At 61.9% G+C, this 24,293-nt stretch carries 20 protein-coding genes; 12 read left to right on the top strand and 8 right to left on the bottom strand.

Annotated features, from left to right (window positions below; translation table 11 throughout):
• Window positions 1-4 precede the first annotated feature (4 nt).
• Window positions 5-1,516: a type II secretion system ATPase GspE gene (gspE, locus tag NCT04_RS14770; RefSeq protein WP_370652050.1), complete on the bottom strand. Its 1,512-nt coding sequence runs from the start codon at window positions 1,514-1,516 to the stop codon at window positions 5-7.
• Window positions 1,513-3,936, bottom strand: coding sequence for a type II secretion system secretin GspD (gene gspD / locus NCT04_RS14765; protein ID WP_244828143.1), 2,424 nt, complete (start codon window positions 3,934-3,936; stop codon window positions 1,513-1,515). The genes gspE and gspD overlap by 4 nt, the downstream gene beginning before the upstream one ends.
• Window positions 3,937-4,560: 624 nt before the next feature.
• Between gspD and NCT04_RS14760 the strand changes: the two genes are divergently transcribed.
• Together NCT04_RS14760 and NCT04_RS14755 are read left to right on the top strand one after the other, a co-directional pair.
• The gene (locus NCT04_RS14760) at window positions 4,561-5,007 is read left to right on the top strand and encodes a lytic transglycosylase domain-containing protein (RefSeq protein WP_250466222.1); all 447 of its coding nucleotides are present in this window, start codon (window positions 4,561-4,563) and stop codon (window positions 5,005-5,007) included.
• Window positions 5,008-5,190: 183 nt separating this feature from the next.
• The gene (locus NCT04_RS14755) at window positions 5,191-6,399 is read left to right on the top strand and encodes a GTP-binding protein (protein ID WP_250466220.1); all 1,209 of its coding nucleotides are present in this window, start codon (window positions 5,191-5,193) and stop codon (window positions 6,397-6,399) included.
• A 144-nt stretch (window positions 6,400-6,543) separates the two neighbouring features.
• Here the strand turns inward: NCT04_RS14755 and NCT04_RS14750 are convergent, their stop codons facing one another.
• Window positions 6,544-6,822: an HU family DNA-binding protein gene (locus NCT04_RS14750; protein WP_008352404.1), complete on the bottom strand. Its 279-nt coding sequence runs from the start codon at window positions 6,820-6,822 to the stop codon at window positions 6,544-6,546.
• 299 nt (window positions 6,823-7,121) lie between these two features.
• Between NCT04_RS14750 and NCT04_RS14745 the strand changes: the two genes are divergently transcribed.
• The 8 genes from NCT04_RS14745 to NCT04_RS14710 all read left to right on the top strand — a co-directional run bounded on the left by NCT04_RS14745 (window position 7,122) and on the right by NCT04_RS14710 (window position 17,365).
• Window positions 7,122-8,147, top strand: a complete 1,026-nt coding sequence (locus NCT04_RS14745; protein WP_250466218.1) for a DedA family protein/thiosulfate sulfurtransferase GlpE — start codon at window positions 7,122-7,124, stop codon at window positions 8,145-8,147.
• Window positions 8,148-8,229: 82 nt separating this feature from the next.
• Entirely contained in the window at window positions 8,230-10,020 is a 1,791-nt protein-coding gene (gene mnmC / locus NCT04_RS14740) for a bifunctional tRNA (5-methylaminomethyl-2-thiouridine)(34)-methyltransferase MnmC2/FAD-dependent 5-carboxymethylaminomethyl-2-thiouridine(34) oxidoreductase MnmC1 (RefSeq protein ID WP_350030013.1), read from the top strand.
• 779 nt (window positions 10,021-10,799) lie between these two features.
• Window positions 10,800-12,002: a cation:proton antiporter gene (locus tag NCT04_RS14735; protein WP_250466215.1), complete on the top strand. Its 1,203-nt coding sequence runs from the start codon at window positions 10,800-10,802 to the stop codon at window positions 12,000-12,002.
• Between the two features lie 44 nt (window positions 12,003-12,046).
• On the top strand, window positions 12,047-13,162 hold the full coding sequence (locus NCT04_RS14730; protein WP_244826634.1) for a YbdK family carboxylate-amine ligase: 1,116 nt from the start codon (window positions 12,047-12,049) through the stop codon (window positions 13,160-13,162).
• An 803-nt stretch (window positions 13,163-13,965) separates the two neighbouring features.
• Window positions 13,966-14,610, top strand: a complete 645-nt coding sequence (locus tag NCT04_RS14725; RefSeq protein ID WP_244826633.1) for a MarR family winged helix-turn-helix transcriptional regulator — start codon at window positions 13,966-13,968, stop codon at window positions 14,608-14,610.
• A 145-nt stretch (window positions 14,611-14,755) separates the two neighbouring features.
• A complete protein-coding gene (locus NCT04_RS14720; protein WP_250466213.1) occupies window positions 14,756-15,484 on the top strand; it encodes a glutamine amidotransferase in 729 nt (242 codons plus the stop codon).
• Between the two features lie 101 nt (window positions 15,485-15,585).
• Window positions 15,586-16,698 carry an NADH:flavin oxidoreductase/NADH oxidase gene (locus NCT04_RS14715; protein ID WP_244826631.1) on the top strand — a complete coding sequence of 371 codons (1,113 nt, stop codon included), beginning with the start codon at window positions 15,586-15,588 and terminating at the stop codon, window positions 16,696-16,698.
• 217 nt (window positions 16,699-16,915) lie between these two features.
• On the top strand, window positions 16,916-17,365 hold the full coding sequence (locus NCT04_RS14710) for an SET domain-containing protein (RefSeq protein WP_244826630.1): 450 nt from the start codon (window positions 16,916-16,918) through the stop codon (window positions 17,363-17,365).
• A gap of 54 nt (window positions 17,366-17,419) precedes the next feature.
• Here the strand turns inward: NCT04_RS14710 and NCT04_RS14705 are convergent, their stop codons facing one another.
• The 3 genes from NCT04_RS14705 to NCT04_RS14695 form a co-directional block, all read right to left on the bottom strand.
• Window positions 17,420-18,940, bottom strand: coding sequence for a sensor histidine kinase (locus tag NCT04_RS14705; protein ID WP_370652049.1), 1,521 nt, complete (start codon window positions 18,938-18,940; stop codon window positions 17,420-17,422).
• A 20-nt stretch (window positions 18,941-18,960) separates the two neighbouring features.
• Window positions 18,961-19,647 carry a response regulator transcription factor gene (locus NCT04_RS14700; RefSeq protein WP_244826629.1) on the bottom strand — a complete coding sequence of 229 codons (687 nt, stop codon included), beginning with the start codon at window positions 19,645-19,647 and terminating at the stop codon, window positions 18,961-18,963.
• 282 nt (window positions 19,648-19,929) lie between these two features.
• A complete protein-coding gene (locus NCT04_RS14695; protein WP_250466211.1) occupies window positions 19,930-20,193 on the bottom strand; it encodes a hypothetical protein in 264 nt (87 codons plus the stop codon).
• Window positions 20,194-20,195: 2 nt separating this feature from the next.
• Here NCT04_RS14695 and NCT04_RS14690 point away from each other — a divergent pair, with 2 nt between their 5' ends.
• A complete protein-coding gene (locus tag NCT04_RS14690) occupies window positions 20,196-20,681 on the top strand; it encodes an Lrp/AsnC family transcriptional regulator (protein ID WP_250466209.1) in 486 nt (161 codons plus the stop codon).
• Here the strand turns inward: NCT04_RS14690 and NCT04_RS14685 are convergent.
• Window positions 20,657-21,196 carry a class IV adenylate cyclase gene (locus NCT04_RS14685; RefSeq protein WP_244826626.1) on the bottom strand — a complete coding sequence of 180 codons (540 nt, stop codon included), beginning with the start codon at window positions 21,194-21,196 and terminating at the stop codon, window positions 20,657-20,659. The genes NCT04_RS14690 and NCT04_RS14685 overlap by 25 nt on opposite strands.
• 88 nt (window positions 21,197-21,284) lie before the next feature.
• Window positions 21,285-22,187 carry a LysR family transcriptional regulator gene (locus tag NCT04_RS14680; RefSeq protein WP_250466207.1) on the bottom strand — a complete coding sequence of 301 codons (903 nt, stop codon included), beginning with the start codon at window positions 22,185-22,187 and terminating at the stop codon, window positions 21,285-21,287.
• A gap of 125 nt (window positions 22,188-22,312) precedes the next feature.
• On the opposite strand from NCT04_RS14680, the gene NCT04_RS14675 reads away from it, so the two are divergent.
• The gene (locus NCT04_RS14675; protein WP_250466205.1) at window positions 22,313-23,989 is read left to right on the top strand and encodes a GMC family oxidoreductase; all 1,677 of its coding nucleotides are present in this window, start codon (window positions 22,313-22,315) and stop codon (window positions 23,987-23,989) included.
• The last annotated feature ends 304 nt before the right edge of the window (window positions 23,990-24,293 follow it).

Below are 24,293 nucleotides of genomic sequence, written 5' to 3'. Positions count from 1 at the left end.
CGCGTTAATCTCCGCCCGTCACGCGCAGCACTTCTTCGAGCGACGTCACGCCGGTCGCGAGCCAGCGGTTGCCGTCCTCGCGCAGCGTGCGCATGCCTTGCTTGCGGCCCGCCGCGAGAATTTCGGCATCGGCGGCGTTGCGGTGGATCAGCGGACGGATTTCATCGTCCATCAGCAGAAGTTCGTAGACGCCGCGGCGTCCTGCGTAACCCGACTGGCCGCAGCGGTCGCAGCCCACCGGATGCCAATGCGTCACGCCGTCTTCCTCGACGCGCTCTTCCTTGCACACCGGACACAGTTGCCGCACGAGCCGCTGCGCCAGCACGCCAAGCAGCGACGATGCGAGCAGATACGGCTCCACGCCCATATCGGTGAGACGCGTGACGGCCGAAGCGGCGTCGTTCGTGTGCAATGTCGCGAGCACCAGGTGACCCGTGAGCGACGCCTGCACCGCAATCTGCGCCGTCTCCAGGTCGCGAATTTCCCCGATCATGATGATGTCCGGGTCCTGCCGCAAAATGGAACGCAGCGCGCGCGCGAAGGTCATGCCGATGCGCTCGTTCACCTGCGTCTGGCCAATACCCGACAAGTCGTATTCGATCGGATCTTCCACCGTCATGATGTTGGTGGTGGTGGTCTCAAGCCGCGACATGGCCGCATAAAGCGTCGTGGTCTTGCCCGAGCCCGTCGGCCCGGTGACGAGCACGATGCCGTGCGGACGGCCGATCAGCTTGTCGAAGTTCACGAGCGTGTCGCGCGCCATGCCGAGCTTTTCGAGATTCAGGCGTTGCGCGTCTTTTTCGAGCAGACGCAGCACCGCGCGTTCGCCGTGTCCGGTCGGCAGCGTCGACACGCGCACATCGACCGGACGCCCGCCCACACGCAAGGTAATGCGCCCGTCCTGCGGCAGACGTTTCTCGGCGATATCGAGCTGCGCCATGATCTTGATCCGCGAGATCAGCGCGCCGTGCAGCGCTTTCTTCGGGCGCACGACGTCGCGCAACGTACCGTCCACGCGAAAACGCACGACCGACGCGTTCTCGAACGGCTCTATATGTATGTCCGACGCCTGTTCGCGCGCCGCCTGCGTCAGAAGCGCGTTGATCATGCGGATGATCGGCGCGTCGTCTTCCGATTCCAGCAGGTCCTCGACTTCCGGAATGTCCTGCATCAGGCGCGAGAGATCGACTTCGCCCTCCACTTCGCCGACAACCTGCGCCGCGCTGCCGTCGTTGCGCGCATAGGCGGAATTGATGGCGGCGGCCAGTTCATCGGCGGATTTGCGCTGGATGGACAGCGCGCCGAAATTGCGCGCGACTTCCGCGAGCGCGGCGTCGGACGTGCGCTCGCTGATCCAAACCTCGATGTTGTCCGCATGCTGATGCGCGAGCAGTATCTGCCCGGTTCGCGCGAAGCTGTAAGGCACGAGCCTGGCCGCGAGCGGCGACGCTGCGGCCGGCGCTTCAGCGTTGTGGGCGAGATTCGTGCGATCGGCTTCGGCGTTCAGCGTATTCACGGCCGTGCTCCTGACGAACTGTTCGAATTGCTCGAACTGTTATCCAGCGGCGTGGTGCTCGGCTGGTTGTTGGGCACCGCGTAATTGGTTGGCGCATTGCCGTACGGCGGCTGCTGCGGCTGTGGCAACTCCGAACGCTGCGGCGCTTGCTGATACGGCTGCGGCGCGGGACCCGCGTTCGGGTCCTGGGGCAGCGTCGTGCTCGGCGTACCGCGCGTCAGGTTGCTCCAGTCCAGCAGATTCTGGGCCGGGGCGCCACCGCCTTCGCTCGGTCCAAGCGGCTTCGGCGGCATGACCGGCACGTTCTGATCGCGAATCAGGCGGTTGTCCGTGGTCGAGCCGTATTGTTGCTGGCGCATGTAGTCGTAGCGCGTGTTGGCGATCTGCGAAGCCGTCGCCTGATCGCGCACGATCACTGGGCGCAGGAACACCATCAGGTTGGTCTTCGTGCGCGTCTTGCTTTCGCTGCGGAACAGGCTGCCGATGAATGGGATGTCGCCCAGAAGCGGAATCTTGCTGTTGTTATTGTTGTACTGATCCTGCATCAAGCCGCCCAGCACGACGATTTCGCCATCGTCCGCGAGAATGGTCGACTGCACGGAGCGCGTGTTGATGGTCACGCCGCCCGGATCGGTCTTGGTCGTGGCATCGACGCTCGAATCTTCCTGATAGATCTGCATCTTGAGCACGCCGCCGTCGGTGATCTGCGGCTTGACGTGCAAGGTCACGCCAACGTCGCGGCGGTCGAACGTGTTGAACGCCGTCACCGACGTCGCGGCGTTGGCGGTCGGCGTGGCGTAGGAGCCCGTCACCACCGGCACGTTCTGGCCGACGACGATTTTCGCTTCCTCGTTGTCGAGCGTGATCAGGTTTGGCGTGGAGAGGATGTTGGCGTCGGCGGACGTGGACAACGCCTGCAAGAGACCGCCGAGACCGAACAGATTGCCGAAGCGGTGCAGCAAGCCAATGTTCAGGCCGTTCGCCAAAAGACCCGTCGAAGCGGTGATCGCCGACGTGTTTTGCGCGACGGCTGCGCCCTGCACGGTCAAATCGAAGATGTTGGTATTGCCCGAGCCGAAGCTCGTGCTGCCGTACACCGCGTTGTTGCCGCCGTTCGAAAGCAGCAGACCCTGCCATTGAATGCCGAGATTGGCCCCGGTGGTGGCCGAGAGTTCGACGATCAGCGCTTCGATATAGACCTGCGCGCGGCGCGCGTCGAGCTGGTCGATCACGGCGCGCAGGTTCCGATAGACCGGGTCCGCCGCCGTGATGATGAGCGAATTCGTCGCCGAATCCGCCTGGATCATGCCGCCGCCCGAGTCGTTGCCGTTGTCGCTGTCCTTGTTCGACGAGAAACCGCTGTCGCGATTGCCGCCCGATCCCGACATCGGGTTACTGCCGCTGCCCGAACTGCTGTTGCCGCCAAAACCGCCTGGCAACGGCGGCACGCCCGACGTGCCGGTGGAGTTCGACGAATTGCCGAGCCCGCCGCTCTGGCCGAACGAATTCGACGAGTTCGAGTTCGAATTGCTCGACGAGTTGTCGTTGCTGCTGCCGTTGCCCTTGCCCATCATGCCGCGCAGGGTTCTGGCAAGACGCGTGGCGTCGGCGTTGCGCAACGCCACGACGTGCATGTTGCCCGGCTGCGAAGTCGGCGAGTCCAGCTTCTTCGCTAACGTTTTCGCGGCTTCGAGCCGCGCGCTGCTGGAAGCGCGGAACATCAGCGAGTTGGTGCGCGGGTCGGCGGTGACGACGACCTTGAGCGTGGCGTCCGTGCTGCCGATCGTGCCGGGGTCGAGCAGCTTGTTCATCTGGTCGGCCACGTCGATCGCGTTCGCGTTCTTCAGCTGGACCAAGTCCACCTCGCGCCCGGCGGCGGTATCGATACCCGCGATGATTCCGGCGATCCGCCGCACGTTGTCGGCGTAGTCGGTGACCACGAGCGTGTTGTTGCCGGGATAGGCCGCGATGGTGTTGTTCGGCGAGATCAGCGGGCGCAACACCGGCAAAATGTTATTGGCCGATTCATTGCGTAACTGGAACACCTGCGTGATGACCTGATCGCCTCGCGCGGCAGGCGAGTTGCCGACATAGGTCGGCACGCCCTGCAGCTTGGCGTCGGCCTCGGGCACGACTTTCAATACACCGTGATCCTGCACCAGCGCAAAACCCTGCATGCGCAGTGAGGCTTGCAATGTCTTCAGCGCCTGATCCTCGGGTACCGGATTTTCCGAGACGAGGTTCAACTGCCCCTTCACCCGGGGATCGACGATGATTGTCTTGCCAGTGGCGGCGCCGATCGCCTTTGCGACCTGGTCGATATCGGCGTTGACGAAATTCAATGTCACTTGCGCGTGCGCGGCTTGCGCGACGATAAGTCCCGCCGCCAGCAGTGCCGTCGCGATGCGACGCAGTGCGATAGGTTGTCTTCTCATGAATGTGTTGTCTAAGCGAACTTCTCGGGTAAAGCCCGCTAAGGCAGCACCGCTCGTCAAGCAGAGGCGCCGCCGATCGTTTCCGGGCTAGCTTGCCCGGGCGACGATCATTTCAAAAAATTGTGACGATAGCAGCAACGCGTAACGAAATTATTCAAAAAATCGTTCAAGACCAGAATTTTCTCTAGCCGCCTTCGCTTACTGAATTCCGCCGCTCTCAAGCTTTCAACGAACTTGCCGATAAACCGTCTGTGAAGCCTTCACAGGCTGGCCCATGCGCGCGGGAGACGAATTGTAACCCGACTCGAAGTCTTATTATTCAGACGTTTAAGAACGCCTTCCGCCGCGCGGCTGGCGGAAAACGGCTGACCTATGGCGCGCCCTCGCCGGGGTGTATGTCTGGTGGCTAACTTATGGCGTCAAACTTCAGCGGGTATGATACGGGCGGTTCCGCATTCCGGGCGGCGACATCGGGGGTGGGTTTTCCCGATGCCATACGGCTGCGAGCGTGCTTTGACTGGCGCCGACGCGGATGAATGACGTTAGGCGCCCGGTCGCCGAAATGGCGGCGTGACGCTTTTCCGCGTGGGCGGATGGAGTAGAAAGAAGATGAAGATATTCCTGCGATTACTTGCGATGGCCAGCGGCGTGATGCTCGCGGCTGCTTCCGCACACGCCGACTGCTTCGACGAGGCAGCGAAGTATCAAAAGGTCAATCCGCTCATCTTGCGCGCCATCGCTTGGCAGGAATCGCACAACAAACCCGACGCCATCAACAAGAACGCCAACGGCTCGACCGACTACGGTCTGATGCAGATCAACTCGATTCATCTCAACACGCTGGCTCAATACGGTATCTCCAGCGGCACGCTGATGGAACCGTGCAAGGCCGTGTACGTGGCCGCATGGCATCTGCGCCAGAAGATGAACAAGTATGGCAATTCATGGCAGGCCGTCGGTGCTTACCATTCCGAAACACCCGCATTGCGCGACAAGTATTCCTCGCAGATCATCGATATCCTGCGTCGCTGGAAGTTGCTTCAGGCTTCCAAGTAAGTTCGGCCCGGCGCTCAGGCGCTTGCGTCCTTGCGCCTTTCATCTGCATTTGATGCAAAATCCCTTCTCCGACAGCGCGCACCGTTGACCATTGTCCGGCGTGTCGCTTCGCCTGTGCGCGGGGCTTGCCGTTTGCCGCGTGTCCGCCTGCCTCCCAATTGCCGCTCGCCGGTCATCATCGCAATGAACTCAACGCCACTCCCAGTCACCGTGATTTCCGGATTCACCGGCGCGGGAAAGTCCGCGCTCGTCAATGCCATGCTCGCCAACGATGAAGGCGTGCGCGTTGGCGCCGTTAGCGTCGCTCACGAAGCGGACCCGGTCGAAGCAATCGAGCGCGACATCGCAGCGCTTGCCGAACAGCAGCGATTCGATGCGATCGTCGTCGAGTTGCCGCCGTTCGTGAACCCGCTCGATATCGCGGAGCAACTTGCTTTCGGCGACGACGAGCAAGCGACGCTCGGCGGTCAGGCCGTGCTCGATACCTTCGTCACCGTGATCGATGCGGCGAGCTTCCTGCGCGATTACGCATCGACGGATTCGCTCGCGCAACGCGGCCTTGCATCGCACGATGAGGCGCACGAAGAAGGCAGGACGGTGGTCGAGTCGCTCATCGAGCAGATCGAATTCTGCGATGTCATTGTGATCAACAAGATCGACCTCGTCGACGAAGAGGCGCTCGAAACGCTCGCGAGCATTCTTCATGCGCTCAATCCGCGCGCGCTTCAGGTGCAGACGCAGTCAGGCAAGGCGCCCATAGCCGACGTGCTCGATACGAACCGCTTCGATTTGGACAACACGGCAAGCGCGCCTGGCTGGCTCGCGATTCTCAACGACGAGCATCCGTCGAACGGCGAGCCGGATGCGTCGGGTGTCGGGCATCTCGTCTATCGCGCGCGCCGGCCTTTTCATCCGCAAAGACTGTGGGAACTGCTGCATCGCGAATGGACGGACGTGTTGCGCGCCAAGGGATTCTTCTGGCTCGCCACGAGAAGCGAAGTGGGCGGGGCGTTGTCGCAAGCGGGCGGGACGCTGCGGCATGGTCCGGCGGGCGTGTGGTGGGCGGCGCAGGATCGCAGCGAATGGCCAACGGACGATCCCGAGCTCGAAGCGGATATCGTCGCGGAATGGTTCGGTGACCCGGATGACAACAGCGTTGGCGATCGCAGGCAAGAGCTGGTGCTGATCGGCCTCAATCTCGACGTGGCGGCATGGGACGCCAACTTCGATGCATGCCTGCTCACCGACGAGGAATGGCTGCTCGGCTCGGACGGCTGGCGGCATCTGAACGATCCGTTTCCTGCCTGGGATATTGACGATCACGAGCATGAACACGGCGATGACGATCACGAGCACGGTCCGGATTGCGGCTGCGACGGCCAGACGCACTGAGCCAAACCGCACGAGTCGAGCGCGCGAAAAAAAACCCGCCGAAGGCGGGTTTATGTGTTGCTGCGGTCTGTCTGCGCGCACGCGGATTAACCTGATTCCGAGGCGCCGCGCTAAGAGCGCGTAGCGCCACAATCGGCAAGAAACTTACCGCTTGTTCACTGCGTCCTTGAATGCCTTGCCAGCCGTGAACTTCACCGTCTTTGCGGCCGGAATCTTGATGGACTCGCCCGTCTTCGGATTACGGCCGGTGCGCGCTGCGCGCTTGCCCGAACCGAAGCTGCCGAAGCCGATCAACTGCACTGCGTCACCTTTCGAGACAGCCTTCTTGATCACTTCGAGCAGGGTGTCCAGCGTTTCGCCGGTTTGAGCTTTGCTTGCGCCGGTCTGAGCGGCTACGGCGTCGATCAATTCCTGTTTGTTCATTAAGGTTCCTTTATCAGTTTAGGTTGACACGAACAGCGCGAACGCGCCGATTATACGTGCGCGGGCCGTGCAGTCGAGTAGGGACGGCCTTCCGGCGCGCCTTTGCGACGAACTGGCGTTCTTTCGCGCCACTTCTACGGCCATGCTTCGCTTCATTGCCCTCGCGCCGCCTCTATACGCGGCGCTTGGTATGATAGCGCAGCGCAAACCCAATCAGGACAAGGGTTTCAAAGATTTACCCTTATATTTTCCGGGCTTGCGGGCGGTTTTTTTGAGCACAGAACTCCGGGGTGCGGTCCATGCTACGCGAGCTGATCATCGAATACGGGCTGCCGTTGGTTTTTGCCAACGTTCTGCTGGAATGCCTCGGTCTGCCGCTGCCAGCCTTGCCCACATTGGTTCTGACGGGCGCCATCGCAGTCACCGCGAGCCTCGGAAGAAGCGGTCTCACGGCCATGTTTCCCGCCTCCGCATTCGCGCCGCTCGTCGCTATCGTGGTGGTCGCAAGCACCGCCGCGTTGCTCGGCGACACCCTCTGGTTCTGGCTCGGACGCCGTTATGGCAGCCGCGTGCTGGGCGTTCTGTGCAAGCTTTCCATCTCGCGCGACACGTGCGTGAACCGCAGTCTCGACTTCTTCGGCCGCTTCGGCGTGCGTATTCTCGCGGTATCCAAGTTCATCCCCGGCCTTTCCACGCTGGCCATTCCCGTGGCGGGCGCGACCGGCGTCGGCTTCGGCACCTTTCTGTTTTATGACGCACTCGGCGCGATTCTTTGGTCGGGACTCGGCGTGACATTCGGCGCGATGTTCGCCGATCTCGTCGATAAGGCGCTCGCCCTGCTCGACTGGCTCGGTCGCGGCGTCCTGGCAATCGCGGTCGTCGTGCTCGCGCTTTATCTCGGCGCGCGCTGGTGGCGGCGCGTCACGTTGTTGCGACGCCTGCGCATGGCGCGCATCGAGGTTGCGGAGTTGCGCGCGTTGCTTGCGAGTGAACCACGGCCGCTCGTCATCGATGTTCGTCGCGGCGAGCGTCGCGCGATGGACCCGTATGCCATTCCGGGCGCGCTGCTGCTCGATCACGGCGGCATCGCGGCGCAGCTTGCGGGCATCGAGCGCGATCTCAAGATCGTGACCTACTGCGATTGTCCGAACGAAGTATCCGCGGCGTTGGCGGCAAAAGACCTGATCGCGCATGGTTTCGACGATGTCGCGCCGCTCTTCGGCGGTCTCGAAGCATGGCGCGCCGCCGGTCACGCGGTCGAACCGATCGCGCTCGAAGGCACGATGCCCAACGCCTTGCATGCGGCCAAAGCGCCGTCTGTCTAGTACATGCTCGATGTCTTGCCGTCTTCGTCCGGTATAGCGGACGCCATCGCTTCCCTTCCCTTTTCGCATGACCGAATCATCGTTGCCTACGGACAAGCTTTTCGAGCTGCACGATCTTCCCGCGCGCTGGCGGCATCGGCGCGTCTTTATTTTCATCGATACGCAATTCGCGCACACCAACCGCTTTCTCGACATCTGGCGACGTTGGCGTGATGACAACGCGCGCTGCGAACGTCTGCATGTAGTCGTCATCGTGCCGTTGCATGCGCTCGATGCAGCGCCGTCGAAGAACGGCGACCCGCTCGCGGACGCACTGATAAACGCCTGGCCGATGCGCGTCTCCGGCATGCATCGGCTCGAATTCGATGCAGGGCGCGTGGTGCTGACGCTCGCCATCGGCGATGCGAACGACATGCTGTCGAGACTGTGGCTGCGCGCCGATGCTTTCCATCTCGACGCCGCCGCCTTCGACAATCCGCAATGGTTGTGCAAGGGCATCGCGCGGCTCGCGGGCGACGATGCAACCGTATCGGCGACGAACATCGCGGACGCCGCCTCGCTGCGACGCGCATTGGAGGCTTCGGGTTTCACGTGTGCCGACGACCGAAGCGCGCGCTTCGCCCCGCGCTGGCGCGTGCGTCGTCACGAACCGCCGCGCGCGTCCGCTGTCCAGTCGCGCGAAGCCATCGTGATCGGCGCGGGACTCGCGGGCTCTGCAATGACATCGCGTCTCGCGGCGCGCGGCTGGCATGTCACGCTCATCGACCGGCACGCGCTGCCCGCGCGCGACGCGTCGGGCAATCCGGCTGGCGTGTTTCATCCCATCGTCTGGCGCGATGACAGCGTCGCCGCGCGGCTCACCCGTGCGGGCTTTTTGTTCGCGCTGAGTCAGTGGCAAACGCTCGAAGCGCGCTCATACGACTTGCAACGTAGCCGCGATGGCTTGCTGCAAATCGCGGACACGCCCGAAGACGCCGCCGCGATCGCCGACGCCATCGCCCGTTTCGCGTATCCGCGCGACTACGTGAGTTCGGTATCCAGCGCCGATTCATCGCGTATCGCAGGCGTGGATATCGCGCGCGGCGGATGGTTCTTCCCGCACGGCGGCGCGATCTCGCCGGCATCGGTCTGCGCGGCGCAGCTTGCCGATGCCGGCGCCGCACTAACGACGCGAATGAACACGGAAGTGGCGCGCATCGAACGTGATGGTGACAACTGGCGCGTCTTCGACACGCACGACGCGGAGGTCGCGCGAGCGCCGATTCTCGTGCTGGCGAACGCGCATGAAGCTGCGCGACTCGCACATCTCGATGATGCAACGACGAGCAGCGTTCGCGGACAACTCAGCGTCCTGGACAGCACTACGCTCGATGGATTGCGCGTTCCCGTCATCGGCGAAGGTTATGCGGTGCCTTTGGGCGAACGAGGCACGCTGATCGGCGCGACCTATGACATCGACGATCCCGATATCGAAGTTCGTGACGTAGGGCATCGGGAAAACATCGAGCGCGTTGGAGCCATGCTTCCGGCACTGCAAGCGACGGCGCATGTGAAGCAAGGCCGCGTCGCGTTCCGTTGCGTGACGAGCGACCGCATGCCGATGATCGGCCAGTTCGCCGATGAAGCCGCCGCGCGCGCCGACGCCGCCCGCCTCAAAGGCGCGTGGCCGCTCGACCTGCCGCGCATGCCGGGTTTGTATGGCGCGTTTGCCTTTGGTTCGCGCGGGCTCGTCTGGGCGACGCTCGCCGCGGAACTCATCGTCTCGCAGATCGAAGGCGAACCTTGGGTCATCGAACGCGAACTCGCCGAGTCGATCGATCCCGCGCGCTTTTTATTGCGAGCGCTGCGTCACGGTCAATTCGAAGCAACGTAGTTATCCAAGCCGGGTTGTGGATAAGACCCGGGTTTACCGAAGAACGAGTTGTGGACTCGTTGTGCACGTAAACGGGACAACCCGCGCGAGTGCCCGAGCGTCCCGAAAGTTGTTCAAAGTTGACCGCCATGCCTGAACATGTTTACCGCTGCGTTCTGCTTTCCACAATCGCTTGTTTGGAAAGGAGAATTGGTCTTATCCACAGGTGAGGCAGGTGCTTGTTAACTACTACTACATGTATATACAGTAAACCTGTAAACACCTGACACAGAGGCTATCGGAAGAGGGAAATCGAATCCGAAAACCGCCCGCCGGTCAGCCTTGCCGCCTTCACGCGTGCACGGCTGTCGCTTTTACTTCATAAAAATCATGAGCCTGGACTTCCCTGTCACGGTCATCGAGGTATGGCACAATCGCGCTTCTTCCCGCGTCGCGCCGTTCAGACGGCGACCGCTTCAACGGAACGATGAGCGCGCGCCACGAATCTGATCAACCAGGCCGCGCTGTCGTCTGGCCGTCGGCCCGCCTCCGGGCAAGCGCCGCTTGTCTTGCCCGCATCCGTCACCATCTCAATGCGCGCGAGTCGTAAGCCGCGCGATGGAGCCGGGTGCGTCGTCTAATTCGTGCACGGCTGGTTCCGTGACGCCGTGTTCGTTCGCTTTCGTTTCATTTGAATGAACTCATTCGCCTGAACAGGCGAGCCGCTCGGATGCGCCGCGCGCGCAAAGTCACGCAACAGAACGTGCATCCTCTGCTGCAACGAAGGAGAAGCAAACACGATGAATTCGGCCTTTTCGTTTTTGCCCGCCTGGCCGCTCGAACCCAATGCCATTCTTTGGGCAGGTCTTGCGCTCGTCACCGCCGGCCTCGCCGGAGAATTGCTCTGGCGCGCATGGCGTCTGCCGCGTATCACGGGCTATGCGGTCATCGGGCTGATCGCCGGTAACGCGGGGCTCGGTGTGATCGACGTCAGCGCAGGCGCCATCTCACGGCCTCTGCTGGATGTCGCGCTCGGGCTATTGCTCTTCGAACTCGGCGGCCGGCTCGATTTGCGCTGGATCCGCCGCAATCCGTATCTGATTCTGTCGAGCATCGCCGAAGCCACGCTTACCTTCGGCTTCGTGCTGATTGCGTTGATGTTATGCAACGTGCCGACAATGCCTTCGATCGTCATCGCGGCCATCGCCATGGCGACGTCGCCCGCAATGGTCATCCAATTGAAGACCGAATTGCGCGCCGAAGGACAGGTTACGCAGCGTCTTCTCACGTTGACCGCGTTGAACAGCATGTACGCGGTGATCGTCGAAAAACTCGCGGCCGGCGTGTTGCATCAGGAAATTTACGGCAATGCGTTTGCAACCATTCTGCAGCCGCTTTATCTGCTGATCGGTTCGCTCGTGCTGGCCTTCCTGCTCGCGCGTGCATGCAACCTGCTGTATCGGCGTCTGAATGCGAACGACGAGCACTCCTTCGTCGCGTTGTTCGGTCTCGTGCTGCTGGCTATCGCGATCGCGCATATCTTCAAACTGTCGATCATTCTTGCGCTGCTTGCAGCAGGCATCATCGTTAAGAACGCTGATGAAAAGCCGCAACTCTGGCCTACGCATTTCGGTTCCGCTGGATGGCTGCTGACCGTCATTCTTTTTGCGCTGACACTGACGTCATTCGAATGGCGCGATATCGCGCTTGGCGGTGTAGCGGCGCTCGCGCTGATCGTCGCGCGCTTCATCGGCAAGCTGGCCGGCGTGATGATTTTTGCAAAGCCGAGCGGCCTCGACTGGAAGCAGGGCGCGGCGTTGGGCGTCGCGCTCACGCCGATGTCCGCGCTTGCCTACCTGCTCGTCGACGACATGTACGTGCTTTATCCGAGCTACGACCCGACGCTTCGTGCGATCGTCATGTGCTCGATCGTCGTGCTGCAAATCGTGTCGCCGTTCCTGGTGTACCGTAGCCTGTCGGCGGTGGGCGAGCGGCGCGAATAGGCGCCGCACCGCACCGCACGGGCATTGAATTTTTTAGAGGCGTCATGGCACTCGAACCATTTATCGACTCCGAGCCGTTCACCTTCGGCGTGGAGCTTGAGATCCAGGTCGTCAATACGCACGACTACGATCTGACCCGCGCCGCGTCGGACCTCATGCGTCTCATCAAGGACGAAGAGATTCCGGGCAACATCACGCCGGAAATCACCGAAAGCATGATCGAGCTTTCGACCGGCATCTGCACGACGCATGAACAGGCCGTCACCGACCTGCGCAAGATTCGCGATACGCTGGTCGCGGCGGCGGATCAACTCAATGTCGGCCTTGCCGGCGGCGGCACGCATGCTTTTCAGCAATGGAGCGACCGGCAGATCTACGACGCGCCTCGCTTCCAGTACATCTCCGAACTATACGGCTACCTGGCCAAGCAATTCACGGTGTTCGGCCAGCACGTGCATATCGGCTGCCCGGACCCGAATAGCGCGCTGTTCCTGTTGCATTCGATGTCGCGCTATATTCCGCACTTCATAGCGCTTTCGGCATCGTCGCCGTATATCCAGGGTGTCGATACCGGCTTCCATTCGGCACGACTCAATTCAGTATTCGCGTTCCCGCTTTCCGGACGCGCGCCGTTTGTCCTCACGTGGGACAGCTTCGAGGAATACTTTTCGAAGATGGTGCACACGGGCGTCGTGAACAGCATGAAGGACTTCTACTGGGACATCCGGCCAAAGCCGGGTTTCGGCACCATCGAGGTTCGCGTGATGGATACGCCACTTTCTGTCGATCGCGCTGCGGCGATTGCTTGCTATATACAAACGTTGTCGCGGTATTTGCTGCTCGATAAACCGCTTACGCCGCAAGAAGACGATTACCTCGTCTACACATTCAATCGTTTCGAAGCTTGCCGCTTCGGTCTGGAAGGCACTTGCGTGCATCCGCAGTCGGGTGAGCGGCACACCATCGGCGAAGATATTCTCGCAACGCTGGATGTACTTGCACCGCATGCCGAAGCATTGGGTTCGCAAGCGGCGCTCGCGCAAATCGCGGATATTGCACGCGGTGGCATGAATGACGCCACTTGGTTGCGCGGCGTTTTCGACAAAGAGAAGTCGCTCCATGAAGCCGTACGTCAGCAATGCCTGCAATGGCGCGCATGACGCTGCCCTTACACACGCGTTGAAGTGAGAATCAAGACGAAAGGCCGTTTCGATGAAAGTCGAAACGGCCTTCGTGCTTTGAAACTTCGGTCTCGCTATGTTGTGTATGAAACGCGTGCATGCGGAACTTAGGAATAAGCTCGTTGCCTGAACGTTACGTGAATCGATACGGCATCTCTAAGGTTTCCCGTGAGAAGTCCGTATACCTACGTAATAGAAGGTAACGAGGGCTGCGCGACGCTATGGAAAACGTTAAAAAGCGCTGCAAGGTCAACGAATTGGAAAAACGATAAGGCGGTGAATCAAAGTTGAATGGATGCGCGCGGCCAAGGATAAGACAAAGGGTGGTCGAAAGATGCCTTGGCTTATCGAGAGTTCGCTCACAACCAAACGCTACGTTTTTCCACGGGTTATCCACAGTTTTGCGTGAATAATTAAGGTGTACGTTTGTTCTAGGTCGCTTAGAATGGCGACGTTGCCGACGGCGCGTTATAGTCGGCAAAAACATAGCGCCGCAACCGGTCACTTTGGACGCAAAGGAAGATTGTCGAGCAGGGTGGTGAAGTGGCTGGTGACAAGATGGCGCATAACGAAGAGGGTTGCATGTCCCCCATTCAGGCAAAGCGAATTGGCTTGGTACGCCTGAATTTTGAGACGGCGGGGACCACGACCTGAAGGCGGTCTTTGGAATACTGACAGCAGTGCACAGGCAGCAGGTTCCTGGGGCGGCTTAGGGGACGTGGTGTTCGTTGGTTAGCGAACATGCCGTCAAAACCCATAAGCGGAACAACAAGCGAAAGATCATGAGTGAAGGTTTATACGGAGAGCAGGCGACGGGGCGGGTGACCCACGGCCTGCTGAGGCTGAGCACAGCGATGCGCAGCCAGGCCTGGGAATGGGCGGAAGGCGCGGGGCTTACGCCAACCCAGGGTGAAATTCTCGTACTGCTGATGCAGCGCAAGGGGCCTATGCGCCTCGGCGAGATTGCACGGGAAACCGCGCTGACCGCCGCGACCACCAGCGACGCCGTGAGCACGCTCGAAGGCAAGGGGCTCGTCGAAAAGCGCCGTGCACTCGACGACGGTCGCGCACTGGCGGTGCGTCTGACCGCACGCGGCCGCACGGCCGCCAAGCGCGCGCTGCAATGGCCGGACTTCCTCGCGAAGGCGGTCGGCACATTGCGTGAAGAAGAGCAAGCGGCGCTTTACCGCAGCTTGCTCAAGACCATCCGCCAGCTCGAAACACAACAGCAGATTCCGGCGCATCGGATGTGTCTGTCGTGCGCGCATTTCCAGCCAAGCAAGAATCCGAAGAAGGTGCTGCATCATTGCGCACTGCTTCAGATCGACATGGCGGATACCAATCTGCGTCTCGACTGTTCGGTATACGAAGAAGCCGACGTCGCCACGCAGAAGAAGAGCTGGAAGGTCTTCGCGCAAATCGCCTGAACGGCAACGGCCCGGGACAACCCGGGTCGATCGGTGCAAAGGTACGCTGTGAGGCCGCGTCGAGTCGGTTAGACTGTGCGCGTCGCGCCTCCTGGCGAGGCGCGGCTCGTCTCTACTCCGCAGTCCGAGCCACGGAAACCCGCCGATGAAACATGAAGTCCTGGCGATTCGCCACGTCTATTTCGAAGATCTGGGCAGCCTCGAACTGGTCCTCGGCGACCGCGGCCATCTCGTGCGTTATCTCGACGTGGGCCGCGGACGCATAGACGCGCCCGATCCGCTCGATGCATCGCTCATGGTCGTGCTCGGCGGGCCGATCGGCGCCTACGACGATGCGCAGTATCCCCATCTGGCTCCGCTTTTGTCGATGCTCGAAAAGCGCATTGCGGCGGGCTTGCCGACTATCGGCATCTGTCTTGGCTCGCAGCTGATCGCGCGTGCGCTCGGCGCGCGCGTGTATTCGTCGGGAAAGCTGGAGCTCGGCTGGTCGCCGCTTGCGCTGACCGACGCCGGGCGCGCGTCGCCGCTGCGTCATCTCGAAGCTGATGGCAAACCCATTCCCGTATTTCACTGGCACGGCGACACCTTCGATTTGCCGCAAGGCGCGAGCTTGCTTGCATCGACGGAAGCTTGCGCGCATCAGGCGTTCTCGTGGGGCGAGCATGTGCTTGCGCTGCAGTGCCATCCCGAAGTGCTGCCAGACCGGTTCGAGAGCTGGCTCGTCACCTATCCCGCGGATATCGCCAGGAGCGGCGCCACGGCCGTCACGCTGCGTGAAGAGACGGCGCGCCACGGTCCCGCCCTCGAACGCGCGGCGCGCGCCATGTTCCACGAATGGCTCGACAAGTTTCCCTGCACCGAACGTCAGGGCTGAAGGTCAAGGCGCGGATTGCGGCGGGTCGCACCGCATGCATCCTGCACGGAAGAAATCCCGATGCTATTCTCGATCGCATCTTTTCTCACCGAGCCTTCGACATGAGCGCGCTTTTCACTCCCAAGACCTTACGCAGCCTTCAGCTTCCCAATCGCATCGTCATTTCGCCGATGTGCCAGTACTCCGCCGAACGCGGCGAGGCCACTGCGTGGCACATGATCCATCTGGGCCAACTCGCGCTCTCGGGCGCGGGCATGCTCGTCATCGAGGCGACCGCGGTCGAGCCTGACGGCCGCATCACGCCCGGCGATCTCGGTCTCTGGGACGACGCGACCGAAGCCGCGCTGCGTCCGGTCCTCGCGGCCATCCGCCAGTATTCGGATATCGCCGTGACCATGCAGCTCGCGCACGCGGGCCGCAAGGCGTCGAGCAACAAGCCGTGGGATGGCGGCCAGCTGATCCCGGTTGCCGACGGCGGCTGGATGACGCACGCACCTTCGGCCATTCCGCACAAGGAAGGCGAGACGCCGCCGCTCGCGCTCGATGCGGCCGGCCTCATTCGCGTGAAGGAAGCGTTCGTCGCATCGGCGAAACGGGCGGCGCGGCTTGGTATCGACGGCATCGAAGTGCATGCGGCGCATGGTTATCTGCTGCATCAGTTCCTGTCGCCGCTCGCCAATCAGCGCACCGACGAATACGGCGGTTCGCTCGAAAATCGCATGCGTTATCCGCTCGAGATTTTCGAGGCCGTGCGCGCCGCGTTTCCCGCCGACAAGCCCGTCGGCGTGCGCGTGTCCGCGACGGATTGGGTCGAGGGCGGCTGGACCATCGAGGACACGATCGCGTTCGCGGCGGAACTGAAGAAGCGCGATGTCGACTGGATCGATGTCTCGTCGGGCGGCGTATCGCCGCTGCAGAAGATCACGCTCGGGCCGGGCTATCAGGTGCCGTACGCACAGGCGGTCAAGGAAGCCACGGGCGTGACGACCATCGCGGTCGGTCTCATCACGGAGCCGCAGCAAGCCGAAGCTATCGTTGGTAGCGGCAAGGCGGACTTCGTCGCCATCGCGCGGGCCGCGCTGTACGATCCACGCTGGGCGTGGCACGCCGCCGCCGAGCTCGGCGCGACCGTCACGGCGCCGCCGCAATACTGGCGCTCGCAGCCGCGCGAACTGAAGAACCTGTTCGGCGACGTGGCGTTCGGCCAGCGCTAACCAACATCATCAGTCGATACCCACGGATACTCACGGGCCAGTTGTTCGACAGCGCCCCGGGAGTGTACGATAACGATTGAGTTGAACAGCACGTTCAACCATGCCAACGCGGCGCCTCAGCGGCCACCGCGTTTTTTTTATCCGCTTTCGTCGAGACGATCCAAGACGAAGTGGACATGAAGCCAACCCCACACCTCGTTTATTAAGGATTCGTTCGATGAGTTCACGCAGGATCACCGTCCGCCGCTCGGGAGTACATGGCAAGGGCGTATTCGCCGTGAAGCACATCGCGGCGGGTGAGCAGGTGATGGAATACAAGGGCGAGCGTATCTCGTGGAAGGAAGCGCTGCGCCGGCATCCGCACAATCCGGATGAGCCGAATCACACGTTCTACTTCGCGCTCGACGACGGCAGCGTGATCGACGGCAAGATCGACGGCAACAGCGCGAAGTACATCAATCATTCGTGCAAGCCGAATTGCGAAGCCGAGGAAGTGGAAGGGCGCGTGTTCATCCACGCCCTGCGCGACATCGAGCCGGAAGAAGAGCTCAATTACGACTACGGCCTCGTGATCGAAGGCCGCATCACGAAGAAGCTCAAGAAAGAATACGAATGCCGTTGCGGCGCGAAGAAGTGTCGCGGAACCATGCTCGCGCTGAAGAAATAGGCGCTTGCAACGCCATGGTAAAGAAGCCACTGCATGGAATCATGCCGTGGCTTTTTATTTTGCGGCGGCTGGCGCCGCGCCGTCCTTGAGCGGCATACGCACGATGAAGCGCGCGCCGCCTTCCGGAGCGTCTTCGTAATGCACCGTGCCGCCGTGCAGCGAGATGATGTCGTGAACGATGGCGAGCCCGAGTCCCGCGCCGCCTTCCACCATCTGACCGTCGCCACGGAAGAAGCGCTTGAAGAGATCGGGTTGCTGATCCGGCGGCACACCGGGACCGTTGTCCTCGATGACCACCTCGCCGAAACGCTTGCCTTGCGCATCGTGCCAGTCGCCGATGGTCAGCGTGATGCGCGAACCTTCATGACGCGACGGCGGCACATACTTGAGCGCGTTGTCGATGAGATTCGCGATCACCTCGCGCGTCAGCACGATATTGCCGCGCGCCATCATCGGGTGTTCGTTGTCGGGGTCGTCGAGACGCTGAAAGCCCAAATCCACGCCCGCCGACAACGCGCGCGGCACCCATTCCGCGCCGGTTTCGAACGCGAGCGTGGCGAGATCGAAGTCGGTGAAACGCGCGGCTTGCTCGCCCGGTTCGGCGCGCGCGAGCGAAAGCAGTTGATTCGACAAACGCACCGCGCGATCCGCCGATGCGCGCAGTTCCTTCACCGCTTCGATGGCCTTCGCCGGATCGCGCGAACTAAGCGCTTGCTCCGCGTGCAGCTTGACGGCGGTAAGCGGCGTGCGCAATTGGTGCGCGGCATCGGCGATGAATTTGCGTTGTGCATCGAGCGCGGCCTGAAGACGCACGAGCAAGCCGTTCATGGCGCTCGTGAGCGGACGGATTTCGCTTGGCACGAAGGTTTCGTCGACGGGTTCGAGCGAGATGTGGGTCTGCTGGTTGAGCGTGTCGGCGAGATCGGTGAGCGGGTTCAATTGCTGATTCACCACGCGCCATACGATCACCCAGCCTGCGAGCAGCAAAAGCAGCAGCGGCATCATGATCGCGAAGAGAAACTCCACCGCGATTCTGTAGCGCGAGCCCACGCGCTGCGCCACTTCGACGACGATAGGATTGCCCGTCGGCTGCGGCACGCGCACTTGCGCGGCGCGCACGCTCACGCCCTGATAGTGCGTTTCGAAAACGTATGCATAGTGGATGCGCCGCACGGCGGTGCCGGTCAGCGGCAGATCGGGCTCGCCGGCAATTTCCTGGTCGCCCGTGCTGATGCGATAGACGAGTTGCTCCACCGGATCGGAGAACATCGCCTGGGCGAGCGGCGGAACGGTGACGGGGGCATCGACGCCCGCGAGCTGAATCTGCTTGGAGATGGCGGTGGCGAGATCCGCGAGAGAACGGTCCACCACGTGCTGCGTGTACTGCCACGCGAGCCAGTACGCCATCAGGCCGCTCATCAGCGCGAGCAGGGACAGCGGCGCGGCCAGGCGGCGCAACAGCGTGCGCCGCAGGCTCGGTGACGCGGGAACTTCGGTGGCCTTAGATCGCGCCAGATCGAGCCAATCTTCGCGGGCGAAACGCTGATCGCCCGCGCGCCGGGTGGGAAGTCGCAAACCGTTCTACCGCCGGGACATCACGTCGCCTGACGGATCTCCTGAAGCAAATAGCCGAAGCCGCGCACCGTCACGATTTCCACGCGCGTGTTTTCGAGCTTTTTGCGCACGCGATGCACATAAACTTCGATGGCCGTATCGCCGAGATCGCCGCCGAAATGCGTCAGGTGATCCTGCAATTGCGCCTTGCTGACGACGCGGCCATGACGCAGCAGCAGCATTTCCAGCACGGCGAATTCGCGCGGCGACAGTTCGAGCGGACGCTCGTCGTTGAAAATGCGGCGATCCACGCCCGACAGACGCAAGCCGCCCAAGGTGACTTCGGGGCGCGGCACGTCGCCGTGCGGGCCGCTACGGCGCATCACGGCGCGAATGCGCGCTTCCAGTTCCTGCGGCTCGAAGGGCTTGAGCATGTAGTCGTCGGCGCCGCTGTTCAGCCCCTGCACGCGGTCATGCAGTTCGTCGCGCGCGGTGAGGATGATGACCGGCGTATGCCGGTTGCTCTGGCGAAAGCGCGCCAGAAGCGTCATGCCGTCGATGCCCGGCAGGCCCAGATCGAGAATGACCAGTTCGTGGCGGTTCTGCGCGAGCGCTTGCTCGGCGAAGATGCCGTCGTGGACCATATCGACCGTGAAGCCCGACTGTTCGAGGCTGCTCTGGATGCCGCGCGCAATGGGGCGGTCGTCTTCAATCAGAAGGATTCGCATGAACTCGCTCAAGTACGATGGGTTTAACCCGAGCCGGCGCCCAAGCCGGTGACATGCACGACGCGGCGGCGCGGGTTCGAGCCGGATCAAATCCGTTGATTCTCATGCGGCGTCGCGCGAACGTAACCTCGAGCCGCGAGCGGCCGTACACCGGATGACTTTCTGCCTGAACGTTGCCCAGGCTAGTTGCGCTGCTGATTGTACAGCGTCAGTCAGAAGTGCCGGTCGATCGGCCGGGTCCACGGGCGCGCGTCACGCGGCTACATTACACGCGCTTATAAATCAGCCTGCACGACCGAAAGATTTCAGCACGATTTCTTTCTCCAAGCTTCGCATCGGCTTCCATCCATGACGGGAAGCTGGCAAAAGGCGCTTTTCGATCCTTTCGATCATGTCACGGTTGGTAATACGGCTGTTACCTTGTCGGTTGCCGTAAGCAGGCGTTAAGCTCCGCGCGAAACGGCCCTTCGGCGCGTCGGGTATGTGAGTGATGGCATTTTCATGCGCTAAAGTCGCATCTTCGTTTTCGCTTTCGCGCGCGCCCAATCATGCTGGAACTCGATCATTTCGATCTCGCCTTGCTCGATGTGCTGCAACGCTTCGGCCGCGCCACGCATCAGCAATTGGGCGAGCAGGTGCCGCTGTCGCCGTCGCAGATCGGCCGTCGACTGCAGCGGCTCGAAGCGACCGGCGTGATCGAAGGATATCGGGTGGTGTTGCGGCCAGAAAAGCTCGGCCTCGGTGTGACCGCATTCACGAGCATGAAGCTCAAGCATCACGGCGATTCGATCATCGAGGAGTTTCAGCAGCAGATCGAGACGCTGCCCGAAGTGCTCGAATGCCACGCGACCGTCGGCGATGCGGATTACCTTCTGCGGATCGTCGCGCCCGATCTGAACGCGCTGTCCACCTTCGTGATGAAGAAGCTGATGCGCGTTCCCGGCGTCGATAGCGTGCGCTCGAACATCGTGCTCACGACATTCAAGCGCAACGGTCCGCTGCCGCTAGGTCACTTGTCGACCGATTCCGCCTGAAGCGTCGGATTCAGCAAGTCGACATAAGCAACCGGCACCAGATCCGTCTGTTCCACGCCAAGACGCGCGAACATGGCGTGCGCCTCTTCCTCGCCGCCGGCTTCGTCGTCTTCCTGACCCAGCAGAACTTCGAGTTCGATGAAGTCCCCAAGCCCATCCACGCGATCCAGATGGATACGCGTGCGCCCGACCAGATAGACATGCCTTTCCTTCGTGACGATGCCGCGCGTGGTCAGCGCCTGCGCGAGCAGCGTATGCATGGCTTCGGGATTCGTCACGGGACTGCGCGAGTAATACGAGACTTTCGGGCCGTCGCGGTCGTCGCGCTGATAGAAGATCAGCTCCGATGGCGTGCCGTCGTCGAACTGGCGCAACTTGAGACGGCCGGTGGGAACGTCGTAGAAGAAGTCCTGCTGGCGAAACACCAGCGGCCTGTCGGTGGCGAGCGCGGCGGCGCGCTCACGCAATTGGTCGAACTGATGAGCGCGTGCCTTGATTTCGATGTTGCGTGCCATGGAGGACTCCGGTTGAGCGGTTTGCCTTGAATGAAGCATCTGCGCTCAAGCCTAGCAAAGTTTCGATGAAGGCCGCTTGAACTTCGCCTTACATCGACCATTGGGCGTCGATGAGCCGCAGCGCCGCCGCAATCGCCGGTTCCTCGCGGCGTTCGGCGAGCGTCACGAACGACAGTTGTGTCGATACCGTGACGCCCTCGACGATTGTCAGCGCATGCGCGTGCGCCTCCCGAAGCGCGATCGAATCGCGGGCGAGCGAAAGGCCCACGCCCGATTTGACGAGATCGAGCATCGACGGCTCCTGATCCACTTCGGCGACGATGGTCGGCGACGCGTTGGCGTCGCGGAAAATCTTCGATAGCAGCCGGTTGTGCGCGGATTCCGGCGGCGTCCAGATCCACGGCAACCGCGCGAGCGTCGCCCAGTTGCGCTTTCCCTTGTTCACGCGGTTATGCCAGCCGGCGGGCGCGAGCACGCGATAGTCGAAGGGCGTCAGCCGCACGACATGAAAGCGCTCGCCATCGCGCGTGCCGTCTGCCGCAGGGTCGCCGATGTAGTAGCCGACATCCAGTTCGCGCGCCTTCACGCGTTCGAGCACCCAACCCGACATGCCATGCCGCAACGCCGTTTCAATGCGCGGATACGCTTCCACGAGTTGCCGCAGAAAGCCGCCAAGGCGCAGAAATTCGGGATCGAGGATCGTCCCGATGCGCAACGTGCCGCTCACTTCGTCGCGCAATGCGGCGGCGGCGCGTTGGACATCGGCAGCGGCGACGAGCGCGCGTTCCGCGTGCGGCAGCAGCGCTTCGCCGTCGCGCGTCAACAAAAGTCCGTGCGATGTCCGCGAGAACAGCACGACGCCGAGCATCTCCTGAAGATTCTTGATCTGGAGACTGACCGCTGGCTGAGTGACATGCAATTGCGCCGCCGCGCGCGTGAGATTGCCTTCGCGAGCGACGGTGATGAAAGCGCGCAGAAGTGTGTAGTCCATGCGCTGATATTAGCGCGACTTATATCGCCGATGAACATATCTCATTGGATTTGCTGCGGCTTGCGGCGTTACTCTCGCCAGACCATGCCGCGACAGACGGCATTGCCGGCCATCAGGAGACAGCGATGAAACAGGACGCCCGCAAGCTGGAAGGTGAATTCGACTACATCATCGTCGGCGCGGGCACGGCCGGATGCGTGCTCGCCAATCGCCTCAGCGAAGACCCCAACGTGAACGTGCTGCTGCTCGAAGCGGGCGGCAAGGACGACTATCACTGGATTCACATTCCCGTCGGCTACTTGTACTGCATTGGCAATCCGCGCACGGACTGGCTGTACAAGACGCAAGCCGAAGCGGGTCTGAACGGGCGCGCGCTGTCTTATCCGCGCGGTCGCGTGCTCGGCGGATGTTCATCCATCAACGGCATGATCTACATGCGCGGCCAGCGCGAAGACTACGACGACTGGGCGCATATCAGCGGCGACCCGAACTGGTCGTGGGATTCCGTGCTGCCCATCTTCAAGCGCAGCGAGGATCATCACGGCGGCGCGAATCAGTGGCATGGCGCGGGCGGCGAATGGCGCGTGGAAAAACAGCGTCTCAAGTGGAAGATTCTCGAAACCTTCTCGCAAGCCGCGCAGCAAAGCGGCATTCCCGCAACCGATGACTTCAATCGCGGCGACAACACAGGCGTCGGTTATTTCGATGTGAACCAGCGCGGCGGCATTCGCTGGAACGCGGCCAAAGCCTTCCTGCGTGAAGCGATGAAGCGCCCGAACCTCACGACCATCACCGGCGCGCACACGCAACGGCTCGTGTTCGAGGGCATGCGGTGCTCGGGCGTGGAATATCGCGGCGGCGACGTCGATTACATCGCGCGGGCGCGTTGCGAGGTGATTCTCAGCGCGGGCGCGGTCAACTCGCCGCAGATTCTCGAGCTCTCGGGCATCGGCAATGGCGCGCGGCTGCAGCGGCTCGGCATCGATGTCGTGCGCGATCTGCGCGGGGTCGGCGAGAATCTGCAGGACCATCTGCAATTGCGCATGGCATACAGAGTGAACGGCGTGCGCACGCTCAATACGTTGTCGGCCAAATGGTGGGGCAAGCTTTTCATCGGCATGCAATACGCGCTCTTGCGCAGCGGCCCGATGTCGATGGCGCCGTCGCAACTCGGCGCGTTCGCCAAATCCAATCCCGACGACGCATCCATCAAGCGCTCCGATGTCGAATATCACGTTCAGCCGTTGTCGCTCGAACGCTTCGGCGAGCCCTTGCACGCATTCAATGCGTTCACGGCGTCCGTATGCAATCTGCGGCCTACGTCGCGCGGCAGCGTGCATATCGGCTCGCCGGATGCGCACGCGGCACCGCTCATCGCGCCGAATTATCTTTCCACGGAACACGACCGCGAAGTTGCCGTCAACGCGTTGAAGCTCACGCGACGTATCGTCAGCGCGCCCGCGCTGGCGCGACATGCGCCCGAAGAGATTCTGCCCGGCATCCAGTTCCAGACGCAGGAAGAACTGATCGAAGCGGCAGGCAATATCGGCACGACGATTTTTCATCCGGTCGGCACATGCCGCATGGGCACGGACAACGATCCCGCCGCCGTGGTCGATAGCCGTCTGCGCGTGATCGGCGTGCGCGGATTGCGCGTGGTCGATGCATCGGTGATGCCGGTCATCACCTCCGGGAACACGAATTCGCCGACGCTGATGATCGCCGAACGCGCAAGCGACATGATTCGCGAAGACCGGCGCGGCATGGAAGCGCAAGAGGTCATCGCAACCGCGCTTGCATGACCGCACGATGAACGGCGCGTTTGGCGGCCTCGCACGAGACGGCGTCATGCGAGGCCTTCGCATGTCCGACAGCCCGAGCTTTCAACGGCGTAAGTAAGTGCAAATCCCAATGATTGCGCTGCATCATTGCGGCGACAATGGCCTCGAATCAGGTGATGCTCGGCTTATCGCGCGCACACTTTTGTGCAACCGCAACAGCGGCGCACGAGGCGAAGCGGTATCGGCGCGAAACCCGCGTCCGGTATGCGCGGATAAAAAATAAGGCGCAGGCGAAGTCATCCGCTTAGCGTTTCACTTCGCATGG

The sequence above is a fragment of the Caballeronia sp. GAFFF2 genome (assembly GCF_023631485.1).
Taxonomy (GTDB): domain Bacteria; phylum Pseudomonadota; class Gammaproteobacteria; order Burkholderiales; family Burkholderiaceae; genus Caballeronia.
The sequence above is the reverse complement of the archived record's forward strand: the minus strand, read 5'-3'. Positions and strand labels throughout refer to the sequence as shown.